The sequence below is a fragment of the Lacisediminihabitans profunda genome (genome assembly GCF_008040105.1).
GTDB classification, from domain to species: domain Bacteria; phylum Actinomycetota; class Actinomycetes; order Actinomycetales; family Microbacteriaceae; genus Lacisediminihabitans; species Lacisediminihabitans profunda.
The window spans coordinates 129868-151494 of the sequence record NZ_VRMG01000006.1 but is presented as its reverse complement, the minus strand read 5'-3'; the positions used below and the strand labels follow the sequence as shown (position 1 = coordinate 151494).

Sequence of the window (21627 nt, the reverse complement as noted above, 5' to 3'; positions counted from 1 at the left end):
GCCGCTCATTCGTCGGCCGGGCCGGCCGTCGCCCTCTTGTCGAGGGCCTCCAGCAGTTGGGGGATGATCTGATAGATGTCGCCGCCACCCATCGGGATCACGAAGTCGCCGGGCCGTGCGATCCGGGCCGCATAGTCCACGGCATCCTGCCAGTCCTCGAAGTAGCGGCCGGACGAGGGATCGGTGAACCTGCTGGTGATGAGCTCGCCCGTGACGCCGGGCTCCGGATCCTGCCGTGCGCCGTAGATCGGCACGACGATGGTGTGATCGGCGAGGGACTCGAAGGTCTCGGCGAACTCCTTCGCCATGTCCCGAGTGCGGGTGTAGAGATGCGGCTGGAAGATCGGGATGAGACGCCCGGCCCCCACGACCCCGCGCGCGCCGGAGAGCGCGGCCCGGATCTCGGTGGGGTGATGCGCGAAGTCGTCGTAGACGCTCACGCCGCCGACGCTGCCGCGCAATTCGAACCGTCGCTCGGTGCCGTCGAAGAGCGCGATCGCATCGAGCGCCGCCTGCGGTTCGAAGCCGAGGGAGACCAGCACGCCGAAGGCGCCGGCGGCATTGACCGCGTTGTGCAGACCGGCCACGCGCAGGCGGGTGCTGTAGTCGGCGCCGAGATAACGCAGGGTGAAACCCACGGTCGCGGCGGTGTCGAGCGAGTGGAGACGGATGTCGGCGGCCGGATGCTGCCCGAAGGTGAGCACGCTTCGGTCACCGAGACGGGTCGTCACCGAGACGGCGCGCGGGTCGTCGCTCGAGATGACGACGCGCTCCGTCGCCGTGCGGGCGAAGGTGACGAACCCCTCCTCGAACGCCTCCTCGGAGCCGTAGTGGTCGAGGTGATCCGGGTCGACGTTGGTGATGAGGGAGATCGCGGTGTCATAGAGCAGGAACGAGCCGTCGGATTCGTCCGCCTCGACCACGAAGACCTCGCCGGCTCCGGGTGCCGCGCTCACGCCGAGCGAGCGGATCACTCCCCCGTTGACGAAACTCGGGTCGGCGTCGAGGGCGAGCATCGCGGTCACGATCATCGCCGTCGACGTGGTCTTGCCGTGAGCGCCGGCGACCGCGACGACCCGGTGGTTGCGGGTGAGCCAGGCCAGCGCCTGCGCACGATGCACGATCGGGAGGCCTCGCTCACGGGCGGCGAGGTACTCGGGGTTGTCCTCGGCGATCGCCCCGGTCACCACGAGGGTGTCGGCATCCCGGATGTTCTCGGCGGCATGGCCGATCGCCACGGCGACCCCGCTTGCGCGGAGTGCCTCGACGGTCTCCGTCGCGCGGATGTCCGATCCGGTCACCGGCAGGCCGGCCGCGTGGAAGAGCCGCGCGATGCCGCTCATCCCGGCGCCGCCGATGCCGACGAAGTGCACGCGGCCGAGATCGTCGGGCACGGACTGGGAGAAATCTGACTTGATCATCGTGACAAATGTACTTGTCCATCGACCGCGCTCGTGACGAGGTCGACCATGCGATCCGCTCCGTCCAGCACGCCCACCGACCGGGCCCGCGCGGCCATGTCCGCCACGAGCGCGCGGTCCTCGAGCAGCGGCACGAGGGTGCCTGCCACCCAGTGCGGGGTGAACTCGGCGTTGGCCACGAGCACCGCGCCGCCTGCGGCGACCACCTCGCGAGCGTTGAGCCGCTGCTCGCCGTTGCCGATGGCGAGCGGAACGTACGCCGTCGGCAGGCCGAGCGCGGTGAACTCGCTCACGGTCGCGGCGCCCGCCCGCGCGACGGCGAAGTCGGCGGCGGCGATCGCGAGATCCATGCGGTCGCAGTACGGCAGCACGTGGTAGCCCGCGAGCTCGCTCGCGGTGATCTCCGAACGCTGCCCGGTGACGTGCAGGATCTGCCAGCCGGCGCCGAGGATCGAGGCCGCCGCGGCGAACACTGTCTCGTTGATGCTCTTCGCTCCCTGGGATCCGCCGGTGACCAGCAGGGTGAGCTTCGCCGGCGACAGGCCGAAGTAGTCGGCGGCCTCCCGCCGCGAGCTCGCGCGGTCGAGCGTCTCGATCTCCCGGCGCAGCGGCATGCCGACGAACCGGGCGTGGGGCAGCCGAGTGCCGCGGAAGGCGACGCCCACCGAGCGTGTGAAGCGCGCTCCGAGCCGATTCGCCATCCCGGGCCGGGCGTTGGCCTCGTGCACGGCGATCGGGACGTGCTCGGCCCGGGCGGCGAGGTAGGCCGGAGCCGACACGTAGCCGCCGAAGCCCACGACGACGTCGATCGAGTTCTCGGTCAGGATCGTGCGGATGAGCGAGACGAGGTGCCGGAATCGACCGGGAAACCGCAGCGCCGCCCTGTTCGGCCGGCGCGGGAAGGGCAGACGGGGAACGACGAGCAGCTCGTAGCCACGCTCGGGCACGAGGCGGGACTCGAGGCCCTCCGCGGTGCCGAGCACGAGGATCACGGCATCCGGGTCACGGTCACGGAGGCGATCGGCGACGGCAAGCAGCGGATTGACGTGCCCGGCGGTGCCCCCTCCGGCGAGAAGGTACCGCGTCACCGGGAGCGCCCAGTCCTCGGCGTGTCCAGAGCGGGTTCCGGTGACTGCCGGGCGAAGGAGAGCACGATGCCGATCGCGATGAGCGAGGTGATGAGGGCCGACCCTCCGGCCGAGATGAGGGGCAGCGGCACCCCGAGCACCGGCAAGATGCCGAGCACCACCGCGATGTTGACGAAGGCTTGCCCGATGATCCAGACCATGACGGCGCTCACGGTGATGCGCGCGAAGGGATCGGTGTTGGCCCGGATGATCCGCACGAAGCTGATGGCGAGAACGATGAAGAGCGCGAGCACCAGGATGGCGCCGATGAGCCCGAGCTCCTCGCCGATGATCGCGAAGATGAAGTCGTTGTCGGCCTCGGGCAGCCAGGAGTACTTGGCCTTGGAGTTTCCGAGACCCACGCCGAAGACGCCGCCGGAGGCGAGCGCCCACCAGCCCTGCACGGTCTGGAAGCAGTTGCCGAGGTAGTCGCTTGCCGAGGTGCAGCCGGACGCGAAGGCGGCGATCCGGTCGCGCCTCGAGGTGCTGGCCAGCGAGAGGATCGTGGCGGCAAAGGCGATGAGCAGGATCGGCACCGCGAGGAAGCGCAGGCGCACCCCGGCGAAGTAGACCGCCCCCAGCACCACCATCGTGAGGATGATCGACGTACCGAGGTCGCCGCCGAGCACCACGAAGCCGATGGCCGCCCCGGCCACCGGCACGAGCGGCATCACGAGTTCGCGCCAGTTGTCGAACGAGCCCTGCTTGCGGGCCAGGATGTAGCCGAGCCACGCGACGAGACCCAGCTTGACGAGCTCGGACGGCTGACCGCTGAACGGCCCGAGGCTGATCCAGTTCTTGTTTCCGCCGTGCTCGACGCCGAGTGGCGTCGCCACGACGAGCAGCTGCAGCACGATCGCGATCAGCAGGAAGGTGCCGGCCCAGCGCTTCCAGAACCGGGCGGGCATCCGCGATGCGATGAGCATGAGCGGGATGCCGAGGGCGGCGAAGAGCACCTGGCGCACGAAGCCGTTGAAGAAGTCGCCGCTCGCAAGGAAGGACTCCACGGACGACGACGAGAGAACCATGATGAGACCGAAGACCACCAGGAAGAGGGTGGCGCCGAGCAGCACGAAGTAGTTGCCGGTCTCCGCGGCGAAGATGCGGCGGACGGCGACAAACGCGGCCGGTGCGTGGCGCGGCTCGCGCGCCTCGGCCGCTGGCTGGCCGGCGGTCGGCCGCGGGGCCGCCCCCGTGGTCCTGGTCGGGCGCCGAGCCTGGGCGGGCTGGGACGTCCTAGAGTTCGTTGCGCGGGGTCGCGGGAGGCTCGTCGTCATCGGCCCTGCCTCCCAACATCTCGTGCACTGCGGTCGCGAATCGATTTCCCCGGTCGGCGTAATCGGTGAACTGGTCCATGGACGCGGCCGCCGGGGCGAGAAGCACCGTGTCCCCACTCCGCGCGACAGCAGCCGACAGCCTCACGACCGTCGGCATCACCTCTTTAGTGTCAGTCGTGTCGACCTCGAACAGCGGCGTTTCGGGCGCGTGTCGCGCGAACGCGTCGACGACGGCGCTGCGGTCGGAGCCGATCACCACCGCGGCACGCAGGCGCGGGGCGTTGGCGGCGACGAGCGCGTTCACATCCACTCCCTTGAGCAGTCCGCCCACCACCCAGACGACCGAATCGAACGCCTCGAGGGAGGCAGCGGCGGCGTGCGGGTTGGTGGCCTTGGAATCGTCCACCCAACGGATGCCGTCGGCCTCCGCCACGGTCTCGGTGCGGTGGTGATCGAGCCGGAACGCGCGCAGCGCGAGCCGGATCACGCCGGGCGCGACCCCGAGGGAGCGAGCGAGCGCGGACGCCGCGAGCACGTTCGCGACCATGTGTGGCGACCCGAGCCCCACCACCTCGAGCTCGTCGACTGAGGTGAGCTCGATCGCCGACCGGTGGCGGTCGTCGAGGAATGCCCGGTCCACCACGATCCGGTCCACGACGCCGAGGTCGCTCGGCCCGGGAAGGCCCAGTCCGAAACCGATGGCGCGACAGCCGTCGACCACCTCGGCCTGCTCGACCATGGTTCTGGTCGCCTCGTCCTCGATGTTGTAGACGCACGCGGTGATCGTGCGTTCGTAGACCTTCGCTTTGGCCTCCCGATAGGCCTCCGCTGAGCCGTGCCAGTCGAGGTGATCCTCGGCGACGTTGAGGCACACGCTGGCCCAGGCGGACATGCTGTCGAGGTAGTGCAGTTGGAAGCTGGAGAGTTCCACCACGAGGACGTCGAACCCGATGGGGTCACGAACGGCGTCGAGCACCGGCACGCCGACGTTTCCACAGGCCACGACCCGCTTGCCGGAGGCCGCGATCATCGCCGTGGCGAGTTGCACGGTGGTGGTCTTGCCGTTGGTCCCGGTCACCGCGATCCACTCCGCCACCCTGACGGTCTTGTCCCGCAAGCGCCAGGCCAGCTCCACGTCGCCCCACACCGCGATGCCGCGAGAGGTCGCCCGTTCGACCAGGGGATGATGCGGCGCGAACCCGGGAGACACGACAACGAGTTCCGGGGCGAAGGCATCGAATGCCTCGTCGAGGCCGTCCAGCGCGAGTGGGACGCCGATCACGCCGAGCAGGTCCGCCGTCTCCTCGTCGGCCCGGTTGGCAAGCACGAGGAGCTCCGCGCCGAGTTCGGCGAGGGTATCCGCCACGGCGAAGCCGGTCACCCCGAGCCCGAGCACCGCCACGCGCAGGCCGCTCCAGTCGGCGTGCCAGCTGCTGAGGCCCGCGATCTCCTCCGCCGTCCGCATCAGCGGGAGACCCACTCGAGGTAGAAGATCCCCACCCCGAGGGCGACGAACAGCCCGGAGATCACCCAGAAACGCACCACGATCGTGATCTCCGCCCAGCCCTTCATCTCGAAGTGGTGGTGCAGCGGGCTGGCCCGCCAGATCCGTTTGCCCTTGGTCAGCTTGAAGTAGATGCGCTGGATGATCACCTGGCCGGTGACCACGAGGAAGAGACCGCCGATGAGCACGAGCAGCAGCTCGGTGCGGGTGAGGATAGCGAGCCCGGCGAGCGCTCCGCCGAGGGCGAACGATCCCGTGTCGCCCATCATGATCTGGGCGGGCGACGTATTCCACCAGAGGAATCCGACGAGCGCGCCGGCGATGCAGGCGGCCACGACGGCGAGGTCGAGCGGGCGGGAGACCAGGTAGCACTTGTAAAGGTTGTCCTGGTCGATGGTGGGGCTGAAGCAGGATTGGTTCGACTGCCAGAACCCGATGATCACGTACGAACCGATCGCGAAGATCGACGAGCCGGCGGCGAGGCCGTCGAGGCCGTCGGTGAGGTTGACCGCGTTCGAGACGCTCGTGGTGATGAGCACGACCCAGATCACGAAGATGATGACGCCGGCGGTGAGGCCGAAGATCTTCACGAAGTTGAAGTTGAGGTCGCGCACGAACGAGATCGCCGTCGACGCGGGACTGCGGTTGTTCGCATCCCGATAGGTGAGGGCGATCACCGCGAAGACGATGGCGACGATGACCGTTCCGAGGATCTTGTACCAGCCGGCGAGGCCCAGGCTGTTCTGCCGTTTCACCTTGAGGAAGTCGTCGAGGAAGCCGATGAGGCCGAGCCCGCCCATCATGGCGAGCACGAGCAGCCCCGCCCCGGAGACGGAGTCCCGCGCCACGAGATGGCCGACGAAATAGCCGATGATCGACGCCGTGATGAAGACGATTCCGCCCATCGACGGAGTGCCGCGCTTCATGACGTGGGCCGTCGGGGTGTCTGCCCGCACGAACTGGCCCAGGTTCAACGACCGGAAGGCCCGCGCGAAGAGCGGGGTGAGCAACAGGGTGAAGACCATCGAGACGCCGGCGCCCACGAGCAGCGCGATCACGCGGGCACCTCGCCCAGCCGGTCGCCGAGAAGCCGGAGACCGGCCGAGTTCGACGACTTCACGAGCACGACGTCACCGGCCCTCAGATCCTGGTTGACCAGATCGTAAGCCTCGTCGAGCGAGCCGACGAGAACCGACTCGCCATCCCAGGACCCCTCGAGGCCGGCGGCATTGTGGATGTGGCGGGCGCCATGGCCCACCACCACGAGCTTCTGGATGTTCAACCGCACGACTAGCCGACCGATTCGGTCGTGCTCCTCGTTCGCGTCGTCGCCGAGCTCCGCCATCTCGCCGAGGACGGCGACCGACCGCTCCCCCGGCTCAACGATCTGGGCGAGGGTCTTCAGCGCGGCGGACATCGAGTCGGGGCTCGCGTTGTAGGCGTCGTTGATCACGATGACCCCGTCCGCGCGGCGCAGCAGTTCCATCCGCCAGCGCTCGGCCCGCTCGACCGCCTCGAGGGACGCGATGGCCCCCTCGAGCGGGATGCCGAGCTCCCGCACGACCGCAAGGGTCGCCAGCGCGTTCATCACGTGGTGTTCGCCGAGGATGCGCAGCGACACCTCGGCGCGCCCCTCCGGGGTGATCAGGGTGAAGCGGGTACCGGTCGCCGTGGCACGGAGGTCGTCCGCCCGCACCTCGGCCCGGGCATCCAGTCCGAACCAGACGGGACGCGCGCGGGTGAGCGCGGCCATCGCCGCAACTCTCTCGTCGTCGGCGTTGAGCACCGCGACCGCCTCGGCCGGCAGGCTGGTCACGATCTCGGCCTTGGCCCGTTGGGTCGCCTCGATGCCGCCGAACTCGCCGCTGTGGGCGAGGCCGACCTTGAGCACGACGGCGATGTCCGGCATCGCGATGCCCACGGTCCTGGCGATCTCTCCGGCGCCGCTCGCCCCCATCTCCACGACGAGGAAACGGGTGTCGTCCTGCACCGAGAGCATCGACAGGGGCGCGCCGACCTGGTTGTTGAACGAGCCCCGGGGAGCCACCGTCGGACCGACGGCGGAGAGCACGGCACGCAGCATGTTCTTGGTGGTGGTCTTGCCGTTCGAGCCAGTGATGCCGATCACCTTGAGATGGCCGGCCGAACGCACCCTCGCGACAACGGTCCGGGCGAGATCGGCCAGGGCCTGGAGGCCGTCGTCGACGACGACCTGGGCCACCGGGAGATCGAGCCGTCGCTCGACGATGAGCAGCGCCGCCCCATTGTCGACGGCCGACGGTGCGAAAAGGTGTCCGTCGGTGGTTTCGCCGCGCAGGGCGAAGAAGATCGACCCGGGCTCGACCAGTCGGGAGTCGGTCTGCGCGGTGGCCGATGCCGAGATCGCGGCGGGCTCGACCCCGGAAGGAAGTTCGAGCACTCCCCCGACGGCCGCGGCGATCTCGGCCGGTGTCATGGCGATCACTACGACCAACCCGCTTCGCGCAGGGCGTCGCGCGCTTGCTCGCGCGCCGAGTACGGCGTGCGTTCGCCGCGGATGTCGCGGTAGTCCTGGTGGCCGGGTCCTGCCCAGAGGATGGAGTCGCCCTCCTCGGCGAGCGAGACCGCAAAGCGGATGGCCCGCTCCGGCGGGCTCACGACGTGCAGCTCGGCGGGGTGCTCGGCGAGGTTCGCGCCCTCGACGAGGGTGGCCCGGATCGACTCCGGGTTCTCGAATCGCGGGTGGTGGTCGGTGATCACGAGGATGTCCGACCCCTCGGAGGCCACCCGGCCCATCTCGTGGCGCTTTGTCGCATCCCGGTCGCCGTCGGCGCCGAAGACCATGATGACCTTGCCCGGGGTCACCTTGCGCACGGCGGCGAGGGTGTTGAGGAAGGCATCGGGGCTGTGCCCGAAGTCCACGTAGACGGAGGGTCCACGCTCCCCGGAGACGAGTTCGGTGCGGCCGGGCAGGTAGGCCTCGATGCCGCCGCGGATCGCCTGGCCGATGGCCTCGAGTTCAAAGCCTGCCTCGACGAGCATCACGATCGCGAGCCCGGCGTTGGCGGCCATGTGCCAGCCGATGACCGGCACCCGGGTGACGAGGGAGCGGTTCTCCGGACCGGTGAGGCGGAACTCGGTGTACGCCGCCTTCTCGTCGAGAATCTCCACGTTCCACTCGCCGACCACGCCCGGTGTCGCCGAGATGGTCGTGACGGGAATGTGAGAGCCCTCGACCACGCGCTGGCCCCACGGCGTGTCGAGGGAGACCACTCCGCGCTTGCCGCGCTCGGGTTCGAAGAACGCGAGCTTGGCGGCGAAATAGTGCTCCATCGTCGCGTAGTCGTCGAGGTGGTCGTGGCTGAGATTGGTGAAGGCGACGACGTCGAAGAGCAGCCCGTCCACCCGGTTGCTGGTGAGAGCCTGGGCGCTCACCTCCACGACCACGGCGCGCACCTCGCTCTCCCGCATCCGCGCCAACAGGGCATGCATCTCGCTGGCCTCCGGCGTGGTGAGCCGGCTGACCACCGTGAGGTCGCCGATGTGGCGCTCGGCGGTGGAGCTGAGCCCGGTGACGAGGCCGAGCTGCTTGAGGATCCCCTCGACGAGATAGGAAACCGAGGTCTTGCCGTTCGTGCCGGTGACGCCGAGCATCAGCGGCGGGTGCTCATTGGTGCGGTAGACCCACGCGGAGACGTCGCCGAGTGCGGCCCTCGGCGAGTCGACGATCACGATCGGCAGGCCGCTGTCTGCGCCCAGGGTGGCACCGACCCGGTCGGTGAGCATGGCGACGGCGCCGCTCTCCGCGGCGAGCGTCGCAAACTCCGCGCCGTGGCTGTGCAGCCCGCGGATGCCCACGTAGAGGTCACCCGGCTCCACCTCCGTGCTGCGGAGGGTCACTCCCGTGATCTCGACCCCGTCGATGTCGCCGACGTACTCCAACCCGAACTCTGTGATGAGTCCCGAGAGAGGCCTGGCTAGCGGATGTTCCGGTCTGAGAACCGGGGGGATCCGTGCTGTCAAGGCGTCCCCTCCCTTACTGAATCGTGTCGCGTCACCAGGTTGTGGCTGGACTGGTGGATGGTGTCGTCGACGGGGGCACCCGGTACTTGGTGAGTACCTCGCTCATGATCTTGTGGAACGTCGGCGCCGCCGCGGCGGAACTCTTCATGATATCCGGCTTCGTAAAAGTGACGATCACTGAGTACTGCGGGTCCTCCGCCGGAGCGATTCCGGCGACCGAGACGACGCGATCGCCCGTGTACCGGCCGTTCACCGCCACCTCGGCCGTGCCGCTCTTGGCCGCGATGCGATAGCCGGGGATCTTGAGCGACTTGGAGAGCTCGCCTCCCGTGACCACGCTCTCGAGCATGTTGACCACGGTCTTGGCAGCCTGGTCCGAGACGACGCGCACCCCGGCGGTCGGCGGCAGGTCGGTCATGGTCCCGTCGGCCTGCTGGCAGCCCTCCACCAGGGTGAGCGGCAGTCGAACGCCGCCGTTGCCGAGCGTCTGGTAGATACTGGCCATCTGCACGGCGGTCGCCGACACGCCCTGGCCGTACATCACGTTGTACTTGGTCTGGTCGTCCCACTTCTTGGCGAGGATGCCAGCCGACTGCTCCCCGCCCATGTCGATGGCGGTCTTCTCGCCGAGCCCGAACTTGCGCATGTAGTCGTAGCGGATCGACGGCGCGAGCCGGGAGCCGATCATCGAGATGCCGACGTTGGACGACTGCTGCAGCACGCCGGTGAGCGTGAGTCGCTCGGTGGGGTGCCCGGTCGCGTCCCGGATGAAGCCACCCTCCGGAGTGGTCCAGCGGGCGGGCACGGTCGCCTGGGTGAGCGGGTTGGCGGTTCCGGAGTCGATGAGCATCGCCGCCGTCATGGCCTTGAAGGTGGACCCCGGCTCGTAGGGGGTGCTGAACGAAAGGGCCCCGAGGTTGGCCACCGGCGTTCCATTGACGTCGTTGGGGTCCACGGCCGGCCAGTCGACGAGGGCCATCAGGTGGGCGTCCTTGATGCGTGTCACGCTCACCGTGGCCGACTTCGCGCCGATGGCCATGGCCTGCTCGGCGACCGCCTGGGCGGAGAACCACTGGAGGTCGCTGTCGATCGTGGTCTTGAGCGTGCCACCGGGCTTGGCCGCCTTGGTCGTGATCGAGCTTCCCGGTATCTGCACGCCGTCGGCGCCCTGCTCGTAGGTGAGGCTGCCGTTCGTGCTCGAGAGACACTTGTCGTCGGCCGCCTCGAGTCCGGCCTGCGGGCCGTCCGTGCCGACGAAGCCGACGAGATTACCGGCCACCGACCCGTTGGGGTAGGTGCGCTTGGAGTGGGTCTCGAACCCGACCCAGGGGATCTTCAAGGCGCGAACCTCACGCAATGCCTCGGCGTCGAGCCCCTTGGACACGACGGAGTAGTTGGAGTTCGGGTCTTTGGTGAGAGCCTGGAACACCACGGCCGGGTCCTGTTTCGTGACCGAGGCGATCTCGTTCGCGGCATCCATCACCGTGATGGTGGACTTGACCTTGTTCTTGTCGACGTGAGTGAAGGAGTCGACGTTGCGCGGGGCGACGATGATCCAGTAGCGGTTGACACTCGTCGCCAGGATCACGCCGTTGGCGTCGACGATGTCTCCTCGCGGGGCGTAACTCGTCACCGCGATCGCTCGCTTGCTGAGCGAGTCCTTGTTGAGTTCGTCGGCCCGCACGACCTGGATGTCGACGAGGCGAACCGTGAAGACGGCCACCACGGCGAAGCAGACGACGATGGCCAGCACGAGGCGTCGACGACTGCTGCGCAGAGGATTCACGGGCGGTCCTTTCGAGAAGCCGGAGCGCTGGTCAGTGGGTGTTGGGCGCTGGGAGGGCTCCCGGTTGTGACGCTACCGAACCGCCGGTTCCCGCCGTGGCAGGCGCGCCAGCGGCCGTTCCCGTCGTGGTCGCGCCAGTCGCTCCGGGCGCGGCGGACTGGCTGGCGAGCATCTCCGGCGTGAGCAACACGTTCGGGATCAGCGCAGCGCCGTTCGCGCCGACCGTGCTCGCGGCGTCGGCTGCCGTCGGGGCGGCGAGGACGGCGCCATCGGAGAGCCGCAGCCAGCCGTAGCCACTGGTGTTGAGCACCATCCCGAGCTGTTCCGCCCGCCCGGCGAGGTTCTGCGGCGACTCGAGCACGCGGAGGTTTTCGCTCAGCGCCTGCTGGTCGCGCGACAGCTCCTTGTGGGTGGCCTGCAGAGCCGAGATGTCGTATGAGCCCTGCGAGAGCACGATGCTCAGCAGGAGCTGAGCGATGAGGATGACGAACAATCCGGTGACGGCCACGAGCGCATAGACCACCCGAGGGCGCGCCCGGCGCTGGCTGCGCGTAGTGACGATCTCGATGTGACGCGGGTGTTCCTCGACCTCGCGGGGAGATCGGGCCGGCATCGACAGCTCTGGCTGGGCCAGGGCGAGGTTCATGGTCATGCTGCCCTCCGCAGTCTTTCTGCCGCGCGAAGTCGCACGGGTGTGGCTCTGGGGTTCTCCGCCTTTTCGGCATCGGAGGCGAGCTCGGCGCCGCGAACGAGCAACCTGAACTCCGGGCGGTGCTCCGGCAGCTCGATCGGAAGGCCGGCCGGGGCCTTCGAGGCTGCCGCGGCTGCGAGGGCGCGCTTCACGATGCGGTCCTCGAGTGATTGGTAGGCGAGAACGACGATTCGCCCGCCGACCTCGAGCGAGTCGAGGGCCGCCGGGATCGCCCTGGCCAGCACGGCGAGTTCCTGGTTGACCTCGATGCGCAGGGCCTGGAACACACGCTTGGCCGGGTGACCGATGCGCTGCACGGCGACCGGGGTGGCCGCGGTGATGAGTTCGACGAGCTGAGCCGAGCGCACGAGCGGCTCGGTGGCCCGCCTCTCCACGATCCGTTGCGCGTAGCGCGGTGCGAGCCGCTCCTCGCCGTACTCCCAGAAGATGCGGCGAAGCTCGTTCTCGCTGTATTCGGCGAGGATCTTCTCGGCCGTGAGTTCCGAGGTGGCGTCCATGCGCATGTCGAGCGGCGCATCCTTCGAATAGGAGAATCCGCGCTCCACCCGGTCGAGTTGCAACGACGAGACGCCGAGGTCGAAGAGGATGCCGGACACCTCGTCGATGCCCAGCCCCTCGAGCGCCTCGGTGAAGCGGTCGTAGACCGTGTGCACGAGATGAACGCGGTCGCCGAAGGGGGCGAGGCGCTCGGCAGCGATGGCGAGCGCGTCGGTGTCCCGGTCGAGGCCCACGAGCACGAGCTCGGGGAAGCGCTGCAGGAAGGCCTCCGCGTGCCCGGCCATGCCGAGGGTCGCGTCCACGAGCACCGCGCCGGGCTTGGCGAGCGCCGGAGCGAGCAGCTCGATCGTGCGCTCGAGCATCACTGGGGTGTGGATCTGGTTGTCGACCATGATGACCGGTGTTCCGGCCCCTGACCCCTGATCCCCATCCGGTCCGACCTGCCACCGGGGAAGTGTGGCAGGGCGTGAGATCGGCTGGGAGTCACGGGCAAGGCGCTAGAAGAGTCCGGGGATCACCTCCTCCGTGGTGTCGGCGAACGCACTTTCCTGTTCGGCGTAGTAGGTCTCCCAGGCCGCGGTGTCCCAGATCTCGGCGCGGTTACCCGCTCCGATCACCGTGAGGTCGCGACCGAGGCCGGCGTAGGCGCGCAGGGCGGCGGGGATCGTGACGCGGTGCTGGCCGTCTGGCACCTCCGCGTTGGCTCCGGAGAGAAAGAGGCGCAGGTAGTCGCGCGCCTGCTTGCTCGTGACCGGCGCCTGGCGGATGCGGTCGTGCAGCTCCTCGAACTCGCGGGTGCTGAACACGTAGAGGCAGCGTTCCTGGCCGCGGGTGATCACGATGCCGGACTCGAGTTCAGACCAGAACTTGGCCGGGAGGATGACGCGGCCCTTGTCGTCGAGCTTGGGGGTGTGCGTGCCAAGAAACATCGGCGACTCCCCCTCCTTCTCCGGCCTGGATTCAGGTAAGCTCCACTTTACTCCACTTCCCACCACAAAACAACGAAATTGAGGCGCGCGCCCCTCGAACTGGGGCATTCTGCCCCGAAATTTCAGGGATCTTGCAGGTGGAGGAAGGTGGAGGAGATTTCACCGATTTTGGGCAAGAAAAAAGGCCGACCTCTCGGTCGACCTCTTGACTGCTGCTAGTGCGACGTGTGCGCCAGCAGGGTAAAAATGGAGTTACTCGTGGCGGTCGTCCTGCCGCTTCTCCCAGCGGTCGTTCATGCGATCCATGAAGCCCACCTTCCTGGGCTTCGGCGCCGCCGGTGCCTCGGGCAACGTCAACCGCTTCGGTGAGGAGACGGACATGAGCACTCCCACGAACATCACGACGAACCCGGCGACCCCGATGAGCGGCTGGCGCAGCATCACGCCGGTGACGATCACCCCGACACCGAGGAGCCCGATGAGGATTCCGACGACAATGGCACGGTACGAAGGACGCCCGTGGCGGCTCCCGACGGTGGCGACGAAGTCAGCATCGTTGTGATAGAGGCTTCGCTCCATCTCTTCCAGGAGACGTTGTTCCTGTTCCGACAACGGCATGGTGACTCCTTTCGGGCTCGAGACCGACCGATGGTAACTCTCAATTGTATGCTCCCGAGCAAAGCTAGGCTAGGACCGTGGCTGAGAGTACGCGGTTAGTTGACCTAGTTCAGGCTGATATCGACGGATTTCTCGACGGCAGGGAACCACTCCTGTCCTCGATCGGCCCCGACCTGTCCCCCCTCATCGATTTCTCGCGCGATCTTCTCCGCGGTGGAAAAAGATTCCGAGCATTATTTTGCTACTGGGGCTGGCAATCGGTGAGCGGGCACTCCACTGGCTTCGACCCCGCGCAGCATGGCAAGGAGCGCAGCGACCTCGCCGCCGTTGTCAAGGCCGCGAGCGCGCTCGAGATGTTCCACGCCGCCGCCCTCGTGCACGACGACATCATGGACAGTTCGGATATGCGTCGGGGCATGCCGGCGGCGCACAAGCGATTCGAGTCCCTGCACACCGATGGCGGCTGGAACGGCAGCCCGCGCACCTTCGGCCAGTCCGCCGCCCTTCTGCTCGGTGACCTTCTGCTCGGCTGGAGCGACGAGCTCTTCGATGCCGGTCTCCGGGAACTGCCCGACCTCGCCGCTCGCGAGGCGGCCCGGCTCGAATTCAACCGCATGCGAACCGAGGTGACCGTGGGCCAGTACCTCGACATCCTCGAGGAACGGTCCTGGCGTTCGTACCCGGAGCCCGAGCTGCTCGCCCGCGCGCACCGCGTGATCGTCTACAAGTCAGCCAAGTACAGTATCGAGGCCCCGCTCGCCATCGGCGCGGCCCTCGCCGGCGGCAGCATCGCCCAGGTGTCGGCCCTGCGGGAGTTCGGACTCCCCCTCGGCATCGCCTACCAGCTTCGCGATGACCTGCTCGGCGTGTTCGGTGACCCGCAGACCACGGGCAAGCCGGCCGGCGACGACCTCCGGGAGGGCAAACGCACGGTGCTCATCGCCCTCGCGCGCACCAATCTGGCGCCCAACGCCACTCGCCTGCTCGACGAGTTGCTCGGCGACACCGACCTCAGCGCACAGCAGGTCTCCATGCTTCAGGCATCCATCCGCGAGTGCGGCGCGGTGGAGCAGGTGGAAAGGATCATCGACCACAACGTGCGCATCGCCATCGAGGCGATCGAAAACGCCCCGGTGAGCACCGCGGCCCGCGAGCAGCTCGTACAGCTCGCAGACACCGTGAGCAATCGATCGGCCTGAGGCGATCACGGCGGGTGCCGGAAACGCGGCCGAAGAATCCGACCGGCGCTAGAACCCGAGGGCCTGGGCGACCCGGCGTACCTCCGCCTTACGGCCGGCGCGCAGCGCGTCGACCGGCGGGATGCCGATGCTCTCCTCCGAGGTGAGCAGCCAGTTCATGGCCTCCTCGTCGCTGAAGCCGCTGTCGTGCAGCACCAGAAGGGTTCCTCGCAGTTCCGGAAGCGGCTCCCCGTCGCGGATGAACGACTCCGGAACCTTCCACACTCCGTCGACCTTCGCGGCGAGCAGGCTACGGTCCTCGATGAGCCGGCGAACCTTGCTCACGCCGATGCCGAGCAGTTCAACGAGGTCGGGGATGGTCAGCCAGCGTGTTTCTGGAGCAATGGTCACGAGGCAATGCTGCCAGAACTGGCCGTCAGCGCAAACTCAGCGAATGTTTCGCGTATGTTACGCCAAACCCCACCAGCCACGATAATTGACACTGAGTATCTTCTGTGTCAGCGTTGTTTGATTGAGTAACGACCTTCTCGGGGCCGGGGAGATGGACGGGGAACCACAAATGTCAAGCACATTCGAACCGGGCGCGAGACACGCGGCGCCCAAAGAGCGCAGCCGACTGAGCAAGAACCTGATGTCGACGCTGCCGATCGTGCTCGCCGGATCGATGGCCATGAGCATGAATCTCACCGGTCCGATCGACACCGCGGACGCCAAACCGCCCGCCAAGCCGCGGTCCAGCCCGTCGGAACTGGGAAAGACCATCCGTGAGGCATTCGCAGCGGCCAGCCGCGCCGCGGCCAACCCGACCCCGATCACCGTGTCCGCGGCTCAGACGAGCACCGCGGCCGCTCCGGCCACCTACAAAGTCGCCGCCGGGGACAGTGTCAGCAGCATCGCCGGCCGCTTCGGCCTGGCCACGGCATCCGTGCTGGCCCTCAATGGCCTCGGCTGGAAGTCGGTGATCTTCCCGGGCCAGGTGCTCAAGCTCACCAACGGCGGGGCGGTTCCCGTCGCGGCGCCCGTCGTGGGGTCGCCCACCTCTCGCTACACGATCGCCAAGGGCGACACGATCAGCCATATCGCCGCCCGCTTCGGAGTGAGCGTGCAGAACCTCCTCAGCGCGAACGGTCTCGGCTGGGCGAGCATCATCTACCCCGGACAGACTCTCGCGATTCCCGGGGCGTCGACCGCCGCTGTCTCCTCCACCCCGATCGTGGCCGCGCCGGCTCCCGCGAAACCGTCGGTCGCACCCGGTGCATACGTGATCGCCGCCGGCGACACGATCGCGGGCATCGCCGCCCGCTTCGGCGTGACGACCGGGGCGCTGCTCGCTGCCAACGGCCTCACCTGGTCGAGCATCATCTACACGGGACACAGCCTCGTGATCCCGGCCGCGCCGATCGTGCCCGCCGCATCGGTGACACCGTCGATCGTGCTCACCGCGGAGATGGCCACGAACGCGAAGACCATCATCCGGGTCGGCCGCTCCCTCGGCGTGCCCGACTACGGTCTCGTCGTCGCCCTCGCGGCCGCCGCGCAGGAATCCGGCCTCCGCAACCTGAAGTACGGGGATCGCGACTCGCTCGGCCTGTTCCAGCAACGCCCGAGCGCCAGCTGGGGAACGCCGGCGCAGATCCTCGACACCACCTACGCCGCACGACTCTTCTTCGGCGGCCCGAAGAACCCGAACGCCGCGAACACGCGCGGGCTGCTCGACATCCCGGGCTGGCAGTCGAAGACCGTCACCCAGGCCGCGCAGTCCGTGCAGCTCTCCGCCTTCCCCGACGCGTACGCGAAGTGGGAGACCGGGGCCCGCGCGTGGCTCAAAGACCTCGGCTAAAGCCCGCTTCACGGTGTTTTGGCAGGCCTTCTGGGCTGGCCAACTTTAGACTCGTGCGGTGAGCACCAACAGCACCGATCCCCTCATCGGCCGTCTTATCGACGGCCGGTACCAGGTGCGCTCACGCATCGCCCGCGGCGGCATGGCGACGGTGTACCTGGCCACGGACCTGCGCCTCGAGCGCCGGGTGGCGATCAAGGTGATGCACGGCCACCTCGCGGACGACTCGCAATACAAGGCCAGGTTCATCCAGGAGGCCCGTTCGGCCGCGCGACTCGCGCATCCGAACGTCGTGAACGTCTACGACCAGGGTCAGGACGGCGATACCGCCTACCTGGTGATGGAGTACCTGCCGGGAATCACCCTGCGCGACCTTCTGCAGGAGCACAAGGTGCTCACGACGGTGCAGGCCATGGACATCATGGAGGCGATCCTCTCGGGGCTCGCCGCCGCGCACAAGAACGGCATCGTCCACCGCGACCTCAAACCCGAGAACGTGCTGCTCGCGGATGACGGGCGCATCAAGATCGGGGACTTCGGGCTCGCCCGCGCCGCCTCGGCCAACACCGCGACCGGAAACGCGCTGCTCGGCACCATCGCCTACCTCTCCCCCGAACTCGTCACCCGCGGGGTGGCGGACACCCGCAGCGACATCTACGCCGTGGGCATCATGCTGTACGAAATGCTCGCCGGCGAGCAGCCGTTCAAGGGCGAGCAGGCCTTCCAGATCGCGCACCAGCACGCGAACGACACCGTGCCGATGCCGAGCACCAAGAACCCTCGCGTGCCGGCGGAGCTCGACGAGCTCGTGCTCTGGGCGACCGCGCGCGATCCAGACCAGCGTCCGCGCGACGCGAAGACCATGCTCGACCAGCTGCACGAGACGGAGGCGGCCCTTCGTCACGAGGACACCTCGACCGCGGCCACCGCCGTGCAGCGCACCGTGGTGATGCCGTCCGCCGTCGCCTCGGCCTCCTCCACCGCCGAGACCCAGATCTTCGCCGCGAAGGCGAGGCACCGCACCGGCCCGATCCTCACCGAGTCGGCGGCGACGCTCTCGAACAAGGCCGAGCGGCGCCGGTCCAAGGGCTTCTGGCTCTTCGGCCTCGTGATCCTTCTCGCCGCGCTGGCCGGCGGCACCGGCTGGTACTTCGGCTCCGGGCCTGGGGCGCGCATCGGCATCCCGGACCTGGCCGGCCAGTCGCCGACCGACGCGACCGCCGCCCTCGTGAAGCTCGGTCTCACCGTCGACCCGACCGTCGTGCCCACCGACTCGCCCACCGTGCCGAAGGATGCGGTGGTCAACACCGATCCGCCCGCTGGCAGCCTCATCGTGCGCGACACCGTCGTGAAGCTCCTCGTGTCCACCGGCCCGAAGCTCCTCGACCTCCCCGACCTGCGCGGCCTGCCGGAGCAGCAGGCCATCGACAGGATCAAGACCCTCGACTTCAGCTACGACGGCACCAAGTCCACCCAGCAGTTCGACGGCAAGGCGCCGCTCGGCACGGTGATCGCGGCGCTCGGTGCGGATGGCACCGACCTCTCCACGGTGAAGCAGTACGGCCAGCAGCAGAAGATCTCGCTCGTGATCTCGGCCGGCCCACTGCCCGCCGTGGCCGGACTGAGCTTCGACGAGGCGTCGAAACTCCTGCAGGCCTCCGGTCTCACCGCCACCAAGGGCGTGGATGCCTTCAGCGCCGACGTGCCGAAGGATGCCGTGATCGGCATCGAGACGCCCAAGGACAAGCCGATCCGCCCCAACGACACGGTGCGGCTGACCATGTCGCGAGGGCCGGAGCAGGTTGCGGTGCCGGATGTCGTCGGGGCACCGTGGTCGGAGGCAAGCAAGACGCTGACAAATGCGGGCTTCACGATCAAATTCAAGAATGACGGCGTGAGCCAGAACATCTCCGGTCTGCCCGGGGCCCGCGTGAGGGCGACCAATCCGCCCGCGGCCACAATCGTGGACAAGGGGTCGACCGTCACCGTCACCCTCGGGATCAACTAGCTCGATCCGCACGACTTCGCCCCTCCCCGCACGAGTCCCTCGCGGAGGGAGACAGCGCACGCCGCGGCGGAGATATCGCGTCGCGGCGGGAGGCGCAAATCCCGCCGCCGAACGGTATCCCCCGCCGCGAGAGATGCCGCCCGCGTGGAACGCCGGGCCTCAGCGCGCGCCGAGCTCCTCGGCCGCGAGAAACGCCAGCTCGAGCGACTGCATCATGTGGTTGAGCCGGGGGTCGCAGAGGGGCTCGTAGCGGTTGGCCAGATCCGTCTCGTCGATCTGCTCCGAACCGTCTCGCTGTCGATGGCGAAGGGCAAGGAGCAGGTCCCGGTGCCGAATGTGGTCAACATGCCGTGGCCCGACGCGCAGGCGGCGCTCAAGGCCGCCGGATGTCCGGGGCCATTCGCGCGCCCGGACAGCGCGACGGGCGGCCCAGGCTCCCCTGGACCGCCGGCGTCAAGCACGCGAATCGCGCCTCGGTCAGCCGGTGATGCCGACCCTGCCGTCTTCCACGCGGCCGGTCAGGCGGCGGTGGAAGGTGGAATCCTCCACGGCGGCGATCTCGATGTCGTACCAGCCGCGCAGTCCGGGCCAACGGAGTTCCTTGTGCTCGTTGGGCCGCAACACCTGGGTCTGCGCCTGGTCGGCGTAGTTCAGCGACTTCATCGTGAGCGTGACGGGGGCGGAGCCCGTGTTGCTCACCGCGAGCACCAGGTCGTCCCCCCTCCCGTGGTCGGTCACGGTCGCATCCACGCCGGCAGCGGCGCCCGCCGTCGTGCCCGCGACCTCGTAGCGGAAGCCATTGGGGCCGGCGACCGCGAGGTCGAACGTGCCGACCTTCACCGGCACCTCGACGCTCTGCGACTTCTGCACGTCGAAGTGCTGCGGCTCGGCGTATTCGCCCGCGTAGCTGTAGAGCGTGAAGTGCGTGGAGCGCGAACCGGTGTTGCCCAGCGCGAGCGTGAGGGCGCCGAGGCCGTGGGCCTGGGCGGACACCCGCGGGCGGTAGGGCAGCGGGCGGGCCGGACGGGTGCCCGGCTCCTGGATCGGCGCGATCTGGTTCGTGGGCGGGGTGGGGTGCCAGCGGCCGATGGCGGCGGGAACCGGTCCCGGATGCTCGACCTGGGGCTGCTTTCCGGCCTGGGTGAAGTCGAAGACGCTCGTGAGGTCGCCACACACGGTGCGCCGCCACGCGGAGATGTTCGGCTCCTCGACCCCGGTCCAGCGCTCGAGGAAGCGGATCACCGATGTGTGGTCGAAGACCTCCGAGCTCACGTAGCCGCCGATCGTCCAGGGCGAGACCACGGTCATCGGCACGCGCGGGCCGAGTCCGATGGGCAGGCCGCCGAACCAGTCGTCGCCGTTGCCCGACACCGGTCGCGTCGGAACGGGCGGCGGCACGTGGTCGAAGTAACCGTCGTTCTCATCGAAGTTGAGGAAGATCGCGGTGGTGGCCCAGGTCTCGGGGTCGCTCGCGATGGTGTCGAGCAGCCGATAGATGAAGTTCGCGCTGCCCACCGGGGTGGAGGCACCGGGGTGCTCCGAGTCCGCGGCGGACGGCACGATCCAGCTCACCCGCGGGAGCTCGTCGGAGGCGATGTCCGCACGCAGCCGGTCGAGCATGGTCTCCGGGTTGCCGCGCCACATGGCCTTGTCGAAGAGCGACTTCTCTTCCTCGCTGAGCAGCGCGCGGCCCACGTCGAGCTGGGCCAGCAGCCGCTGCTGCTGCTCCGGGGTCTTCCCGGCGAGGTTGTCGTAGAACTCCTCCGTGGTGCGCAGTGTGCCGTCGACCGCGGCGAGCATCTTGTGGCCGATCTTCTTGAAGGTCTGGAAATATTCCACCGCGTTGTCGGTGAAGTTGTCCCAGTCCTGGTAGATGCGCCAGGACACCCCGGCGGACTGCAGCCGCTCCGGGTAGGTCGTCCAGTCGTAGCCGGCGTGGTCGTAGCTGTAGGCGGCGTTGGTGACGGCGCGCGCCGGGGATCCGGGCTCATTGCCCACCATGCCCGACCAGAGGTAGTTGCGGTTGGGGTTCGTGGAGCCGTTGATCGAGCAGTGGTAGGCGTCGCAGATCGTGAAGGTGTCCGCGAGCTCGTACTGCAGGGGGATGTCCGCGCGCTCGTAGTAGGTCATCGTGGACGGGCCCTTGGCCGGCACCCACTTGTCGTACCAGCCGTTGGCCCACGCCGTGGTCGTGCCGGTCCAGGAGTGGTCAAGACCACCGAGGTACTGGATGTCCGAGGCCGGCCGGCCGGCCAGATCGGCGGCCGTGCGCAGCGAGAACGGCAGCACGGTCCCGCCGGTGATCGTGGGCTGCTCGAAGACGGACTTGCCGCTCGGCAGGCCCAGCGCCGACCGGTCGCCGAAGCCGCGCACGCCGCGCAGGGAGCCGAAGTAGTGGTCGAAGGAACGGTTCTCCTGCATGACCACGATCACGTGCTTGATGGCTTTGAGGCCACCGGGGCGAACGGGCTGGGCCATCGCGGCCTGCACCGAGGGGGGAAGCAACGACCCCGCGGCGGCGATGGCTGTCGCAACCGCCGCGCCCTCCAGGAATCGACGACGGGAGAAACCTGAATCGGGCATGGGTCTACCTTCCATTGGCGTGAGGATCGGAGGTCATCGACCGTCGTGCCGTGGCGAATGCGCGGGCTGATGCCCTCGGTCATCGTGCCAGGAGGTGCGGTGGAATCGCTCCGCCACCAGTGT

At 68.4% G+C, this 21627-nt stretch carries 17 protein-coding genes and 1 pseudogene; 3 read left to right on the top strand and 15 right to left on the bottom strand.

Features of this window, described 5'->3' with window-relative positions; all coding sequences use genetic code 11:
* Nucleotides 1-5: 5 nt before the first annotated feature.
* From murC to FVP33_RS09180, 12 genes are all read right to left on the bottom strand, one after another.
* Nucleotides 6-1421 (bottom strand): UDP-N-acetylmuramate--L-alanine ligase, encoded by a 1416-nt coding sequence (gene murC, locus FVP33_RS09235; RefSeq protein WP_147783365.1) that lies wholly within the window; start codon nt 1419-1421, stop codon nt 6-8.
* Nucleotides 1418-2509 (bottom strand): UDP-N-acetylglucosamine--N-acetylmuramyl-(pentapeptide) pyrophosphoryl-undecaprenol N-acetylglucosamine transferase, encoded by a 1092-nt coding sequence (locus FVP33_RS09230; RefSeq protein WP_147783364.1) that lies wholly within the window; start codon nt 2507-2509, stop codon nt 1418-1420. Before FVP33_RS09230 ends, murC begins: the two co-directional genes overlap by 4 nt.
* Nucleotides 2506-3825, bottom strand: coding sequence for a putative lipid II flippase FtsW (gene ftsW / locus FVP33_RS09225; RefSeq protein ID WP_147783363.1), 1320 nt, complete (start codon nt 3823-3825; stop codon nt 2506-2508). Before ftsW ends, FVP33_RS09230 begins: the two co-directional genes overlap by 4 nt.
* Nucleotides 3785-5290: a UDP-N-acetylmuramoyl-L-alanine--D-glutamate ligase gene (gene murD, locus FVP33_RS09220; RefSeq protein ID WP_147783408.1), complete on the bottom strand. Its 1506-nt coding sequence runs from the start codon at nt 5288-5290 to the stop codon at nt 3785-3787. Before murD ends, ftsW begins: the two co-directional genes overlap by 41 nt.
* Complete coding sequence (mraY, locus tag FVP33_RS09215; RefSeq protein ID WP_147783362.1) at nt 5290-6387, bottom strand: phospho-N-acetylmuramoyl-pentapeptide-transferase; 1098 nt, start codon at nt 6385-6387, stop codon at nt 5290-5292. The genes murD and mraY overlap by 1 nt, the downstream gene beginning before the upstream one ends.
* Nucleotides 6384-7793, bottom strand: a complete 1410-nt coding sequence (locus FVP33_RS09210) for a UDP-N-acetylmuramoyl-tripeptide--D-alanyl-D-alanine ligase (protein WP_147783361.1) — start codon at nt 7791-7793, stop codon at nt 6384-6386. The genes mraY and FVP33_RS09210 overlap by 4 nt, the downstream gene beginning before the upstream one ends.
* Entirely contained in the window at nt 7793-9331 is a 1539-nt protein-coding gene (locus FVP33_RS09205) for a Mur ligase family protein (RefSeq protein ID WP_147783360.1), read from the bottom strand. The genes FVP33_RS09210 and FVP33_RS09205 overlap by 1 nt, the downstream gene beginning before the upstream one ends.
* A gap of 31 nt (nt 9332-9362) precedes the next feature.
* Entirely contained in the window at nt 9363-11117 is a 1755-nt protein-coding gene (locus FVP33_RS09200) for a peptidoglycan D,D-transpeptidase FtsI family protein (protein WP_246142272.1), read from the bottom strand.
* Nucleotides 11118-11148: 31 nt separating this feature from the next.
* The gene (gene ftsL / locus FVP33_RS09195) at nt 11149-11769 is read right to left on the bottom strand and encodes a cell division protein FtsL (protein ID WP_147783359.1); all 621 of its coding nucleotides are present in this window, start codon (nt 11767-11769) and stop codon (nt 11149-11151) included.
* The gene (gene rsmH, locus FVP33_RS09190; RefSeq protein WP_147783358.1) at nt 11766-12719 is read right to left on the bottom strand and encodes a 16S rRNA (cytosine(1402)-N(4))-methyltransferase RsmH; all 954 of its coding nucleotides are present in this window, start codon (nt 12717-12719) and stop codon (nt 11766-11768) included. Before rsmH ends, ftsL begins: the two co-directional genes overlap by 4 nt.
* 105 nt (nt 12720-12824) lie before the next feature.
* Nucleotides 12825-13256, bottom strand: coding sequence for a division/cell wall cluster transcriptional repressor MraZ (gene mraZ, locus FVP33_RS09185; RefSeq protein WP_147783357.1), 432 nt, complete (start codon nt 13254-13256; stop codon nt 12825-12827).
* A gap of 252 nt (nt 13257-13508) precedes the next feature.
* A complete protein-coding gene (locus tag FVP33_RS09180; RefSeq protein WP_147783356.1) occupies nt 13509-13874 on the bottom strand; it encodes a DUF3040 domain-containing protein in 366 nt (121 codons plus the stop codon).
* Nucleotides 13875-13951: 77 nt separating this feature from the next.
* On the opposite strand from FVP33_RS09180, the gene FVP33_RS09175 reads away from it, so the two are divergent.
* Nucleotides 13952-15073, top strand: coding sequence for a polyprenyl synthetase family protein (locus FVP33_RS09175; protein ID WP_147783355.1), 1122 nt, complete (start codon nt 13952-13954; stop codon nt 15071-15073).
* Nucleotides 15074-15121: 48 nt separating this feature from the next.
* On the opposite strand, the gene FVP33_RS09170 is transcribed toward FVP33_RS09175, so the two are convergent.
* Complete coding sequence (locus FVP33_RS09170; RefSeq protein ID WP_147783354.1) at nt 15122-15463, bottom strand: Rv2175c family DNA-binding protein; 342 nt, start codon at nt 15461-15463, stop codon at nt 15122-15124.
* Nucleotides 15464-15632: 169 nt separating this feature from the next.
* Here FVP33_RS09170 and FVP33_RS09165 point away from each other — a divergent pair, with 169 nt between their 5' ends.
* Entirely contained in the window at nt 15633-16913 is a 1281-nt protein-coding gene (locus FVP33_RS09165) for a muramidase family protein (protein WP_246142271.1), read from the top strand.
* Between the two features lie 58 nt (nt 16914-16971).
* Nucleotides 16972-18921, top strand: a complete 1950-nt coding sequence (gene pknB, locus FVP33_RS09160; RefSeq protein WP_147783353.1) for a Stk1 family PASTA domain-containing Ser/Thr kinase — start codon at nt 16972-16974, stop codon at nt 18919-18921.
* Between the two features lie 159 nt (nt 18922-19080).
* Here pknB and FVP33_RS20225 read toward each other — a convergent pair.
* A pseudogene (locus tag FVP33_RS20225) lies at nt 19081-19209 on the bottom strand (3-deoxy-7-phosphoheptulonate synthase); the annotation flags it as partial.
* A 189-nt stretch (nt 19210-19398) separates the two neighbouring features.
* A complete protein-coding gene (locus FVP33_RS09150; RefSeq protein WP_147783352.1) occupies nt 19399-21504 on the bottom strand; it encodes a phosphocholine-specific phospholipase C in 2106 nt (701 codons plus the stop codon).
* Nucleotides 21505-21627: the final 123 nt, after the last annotated feature.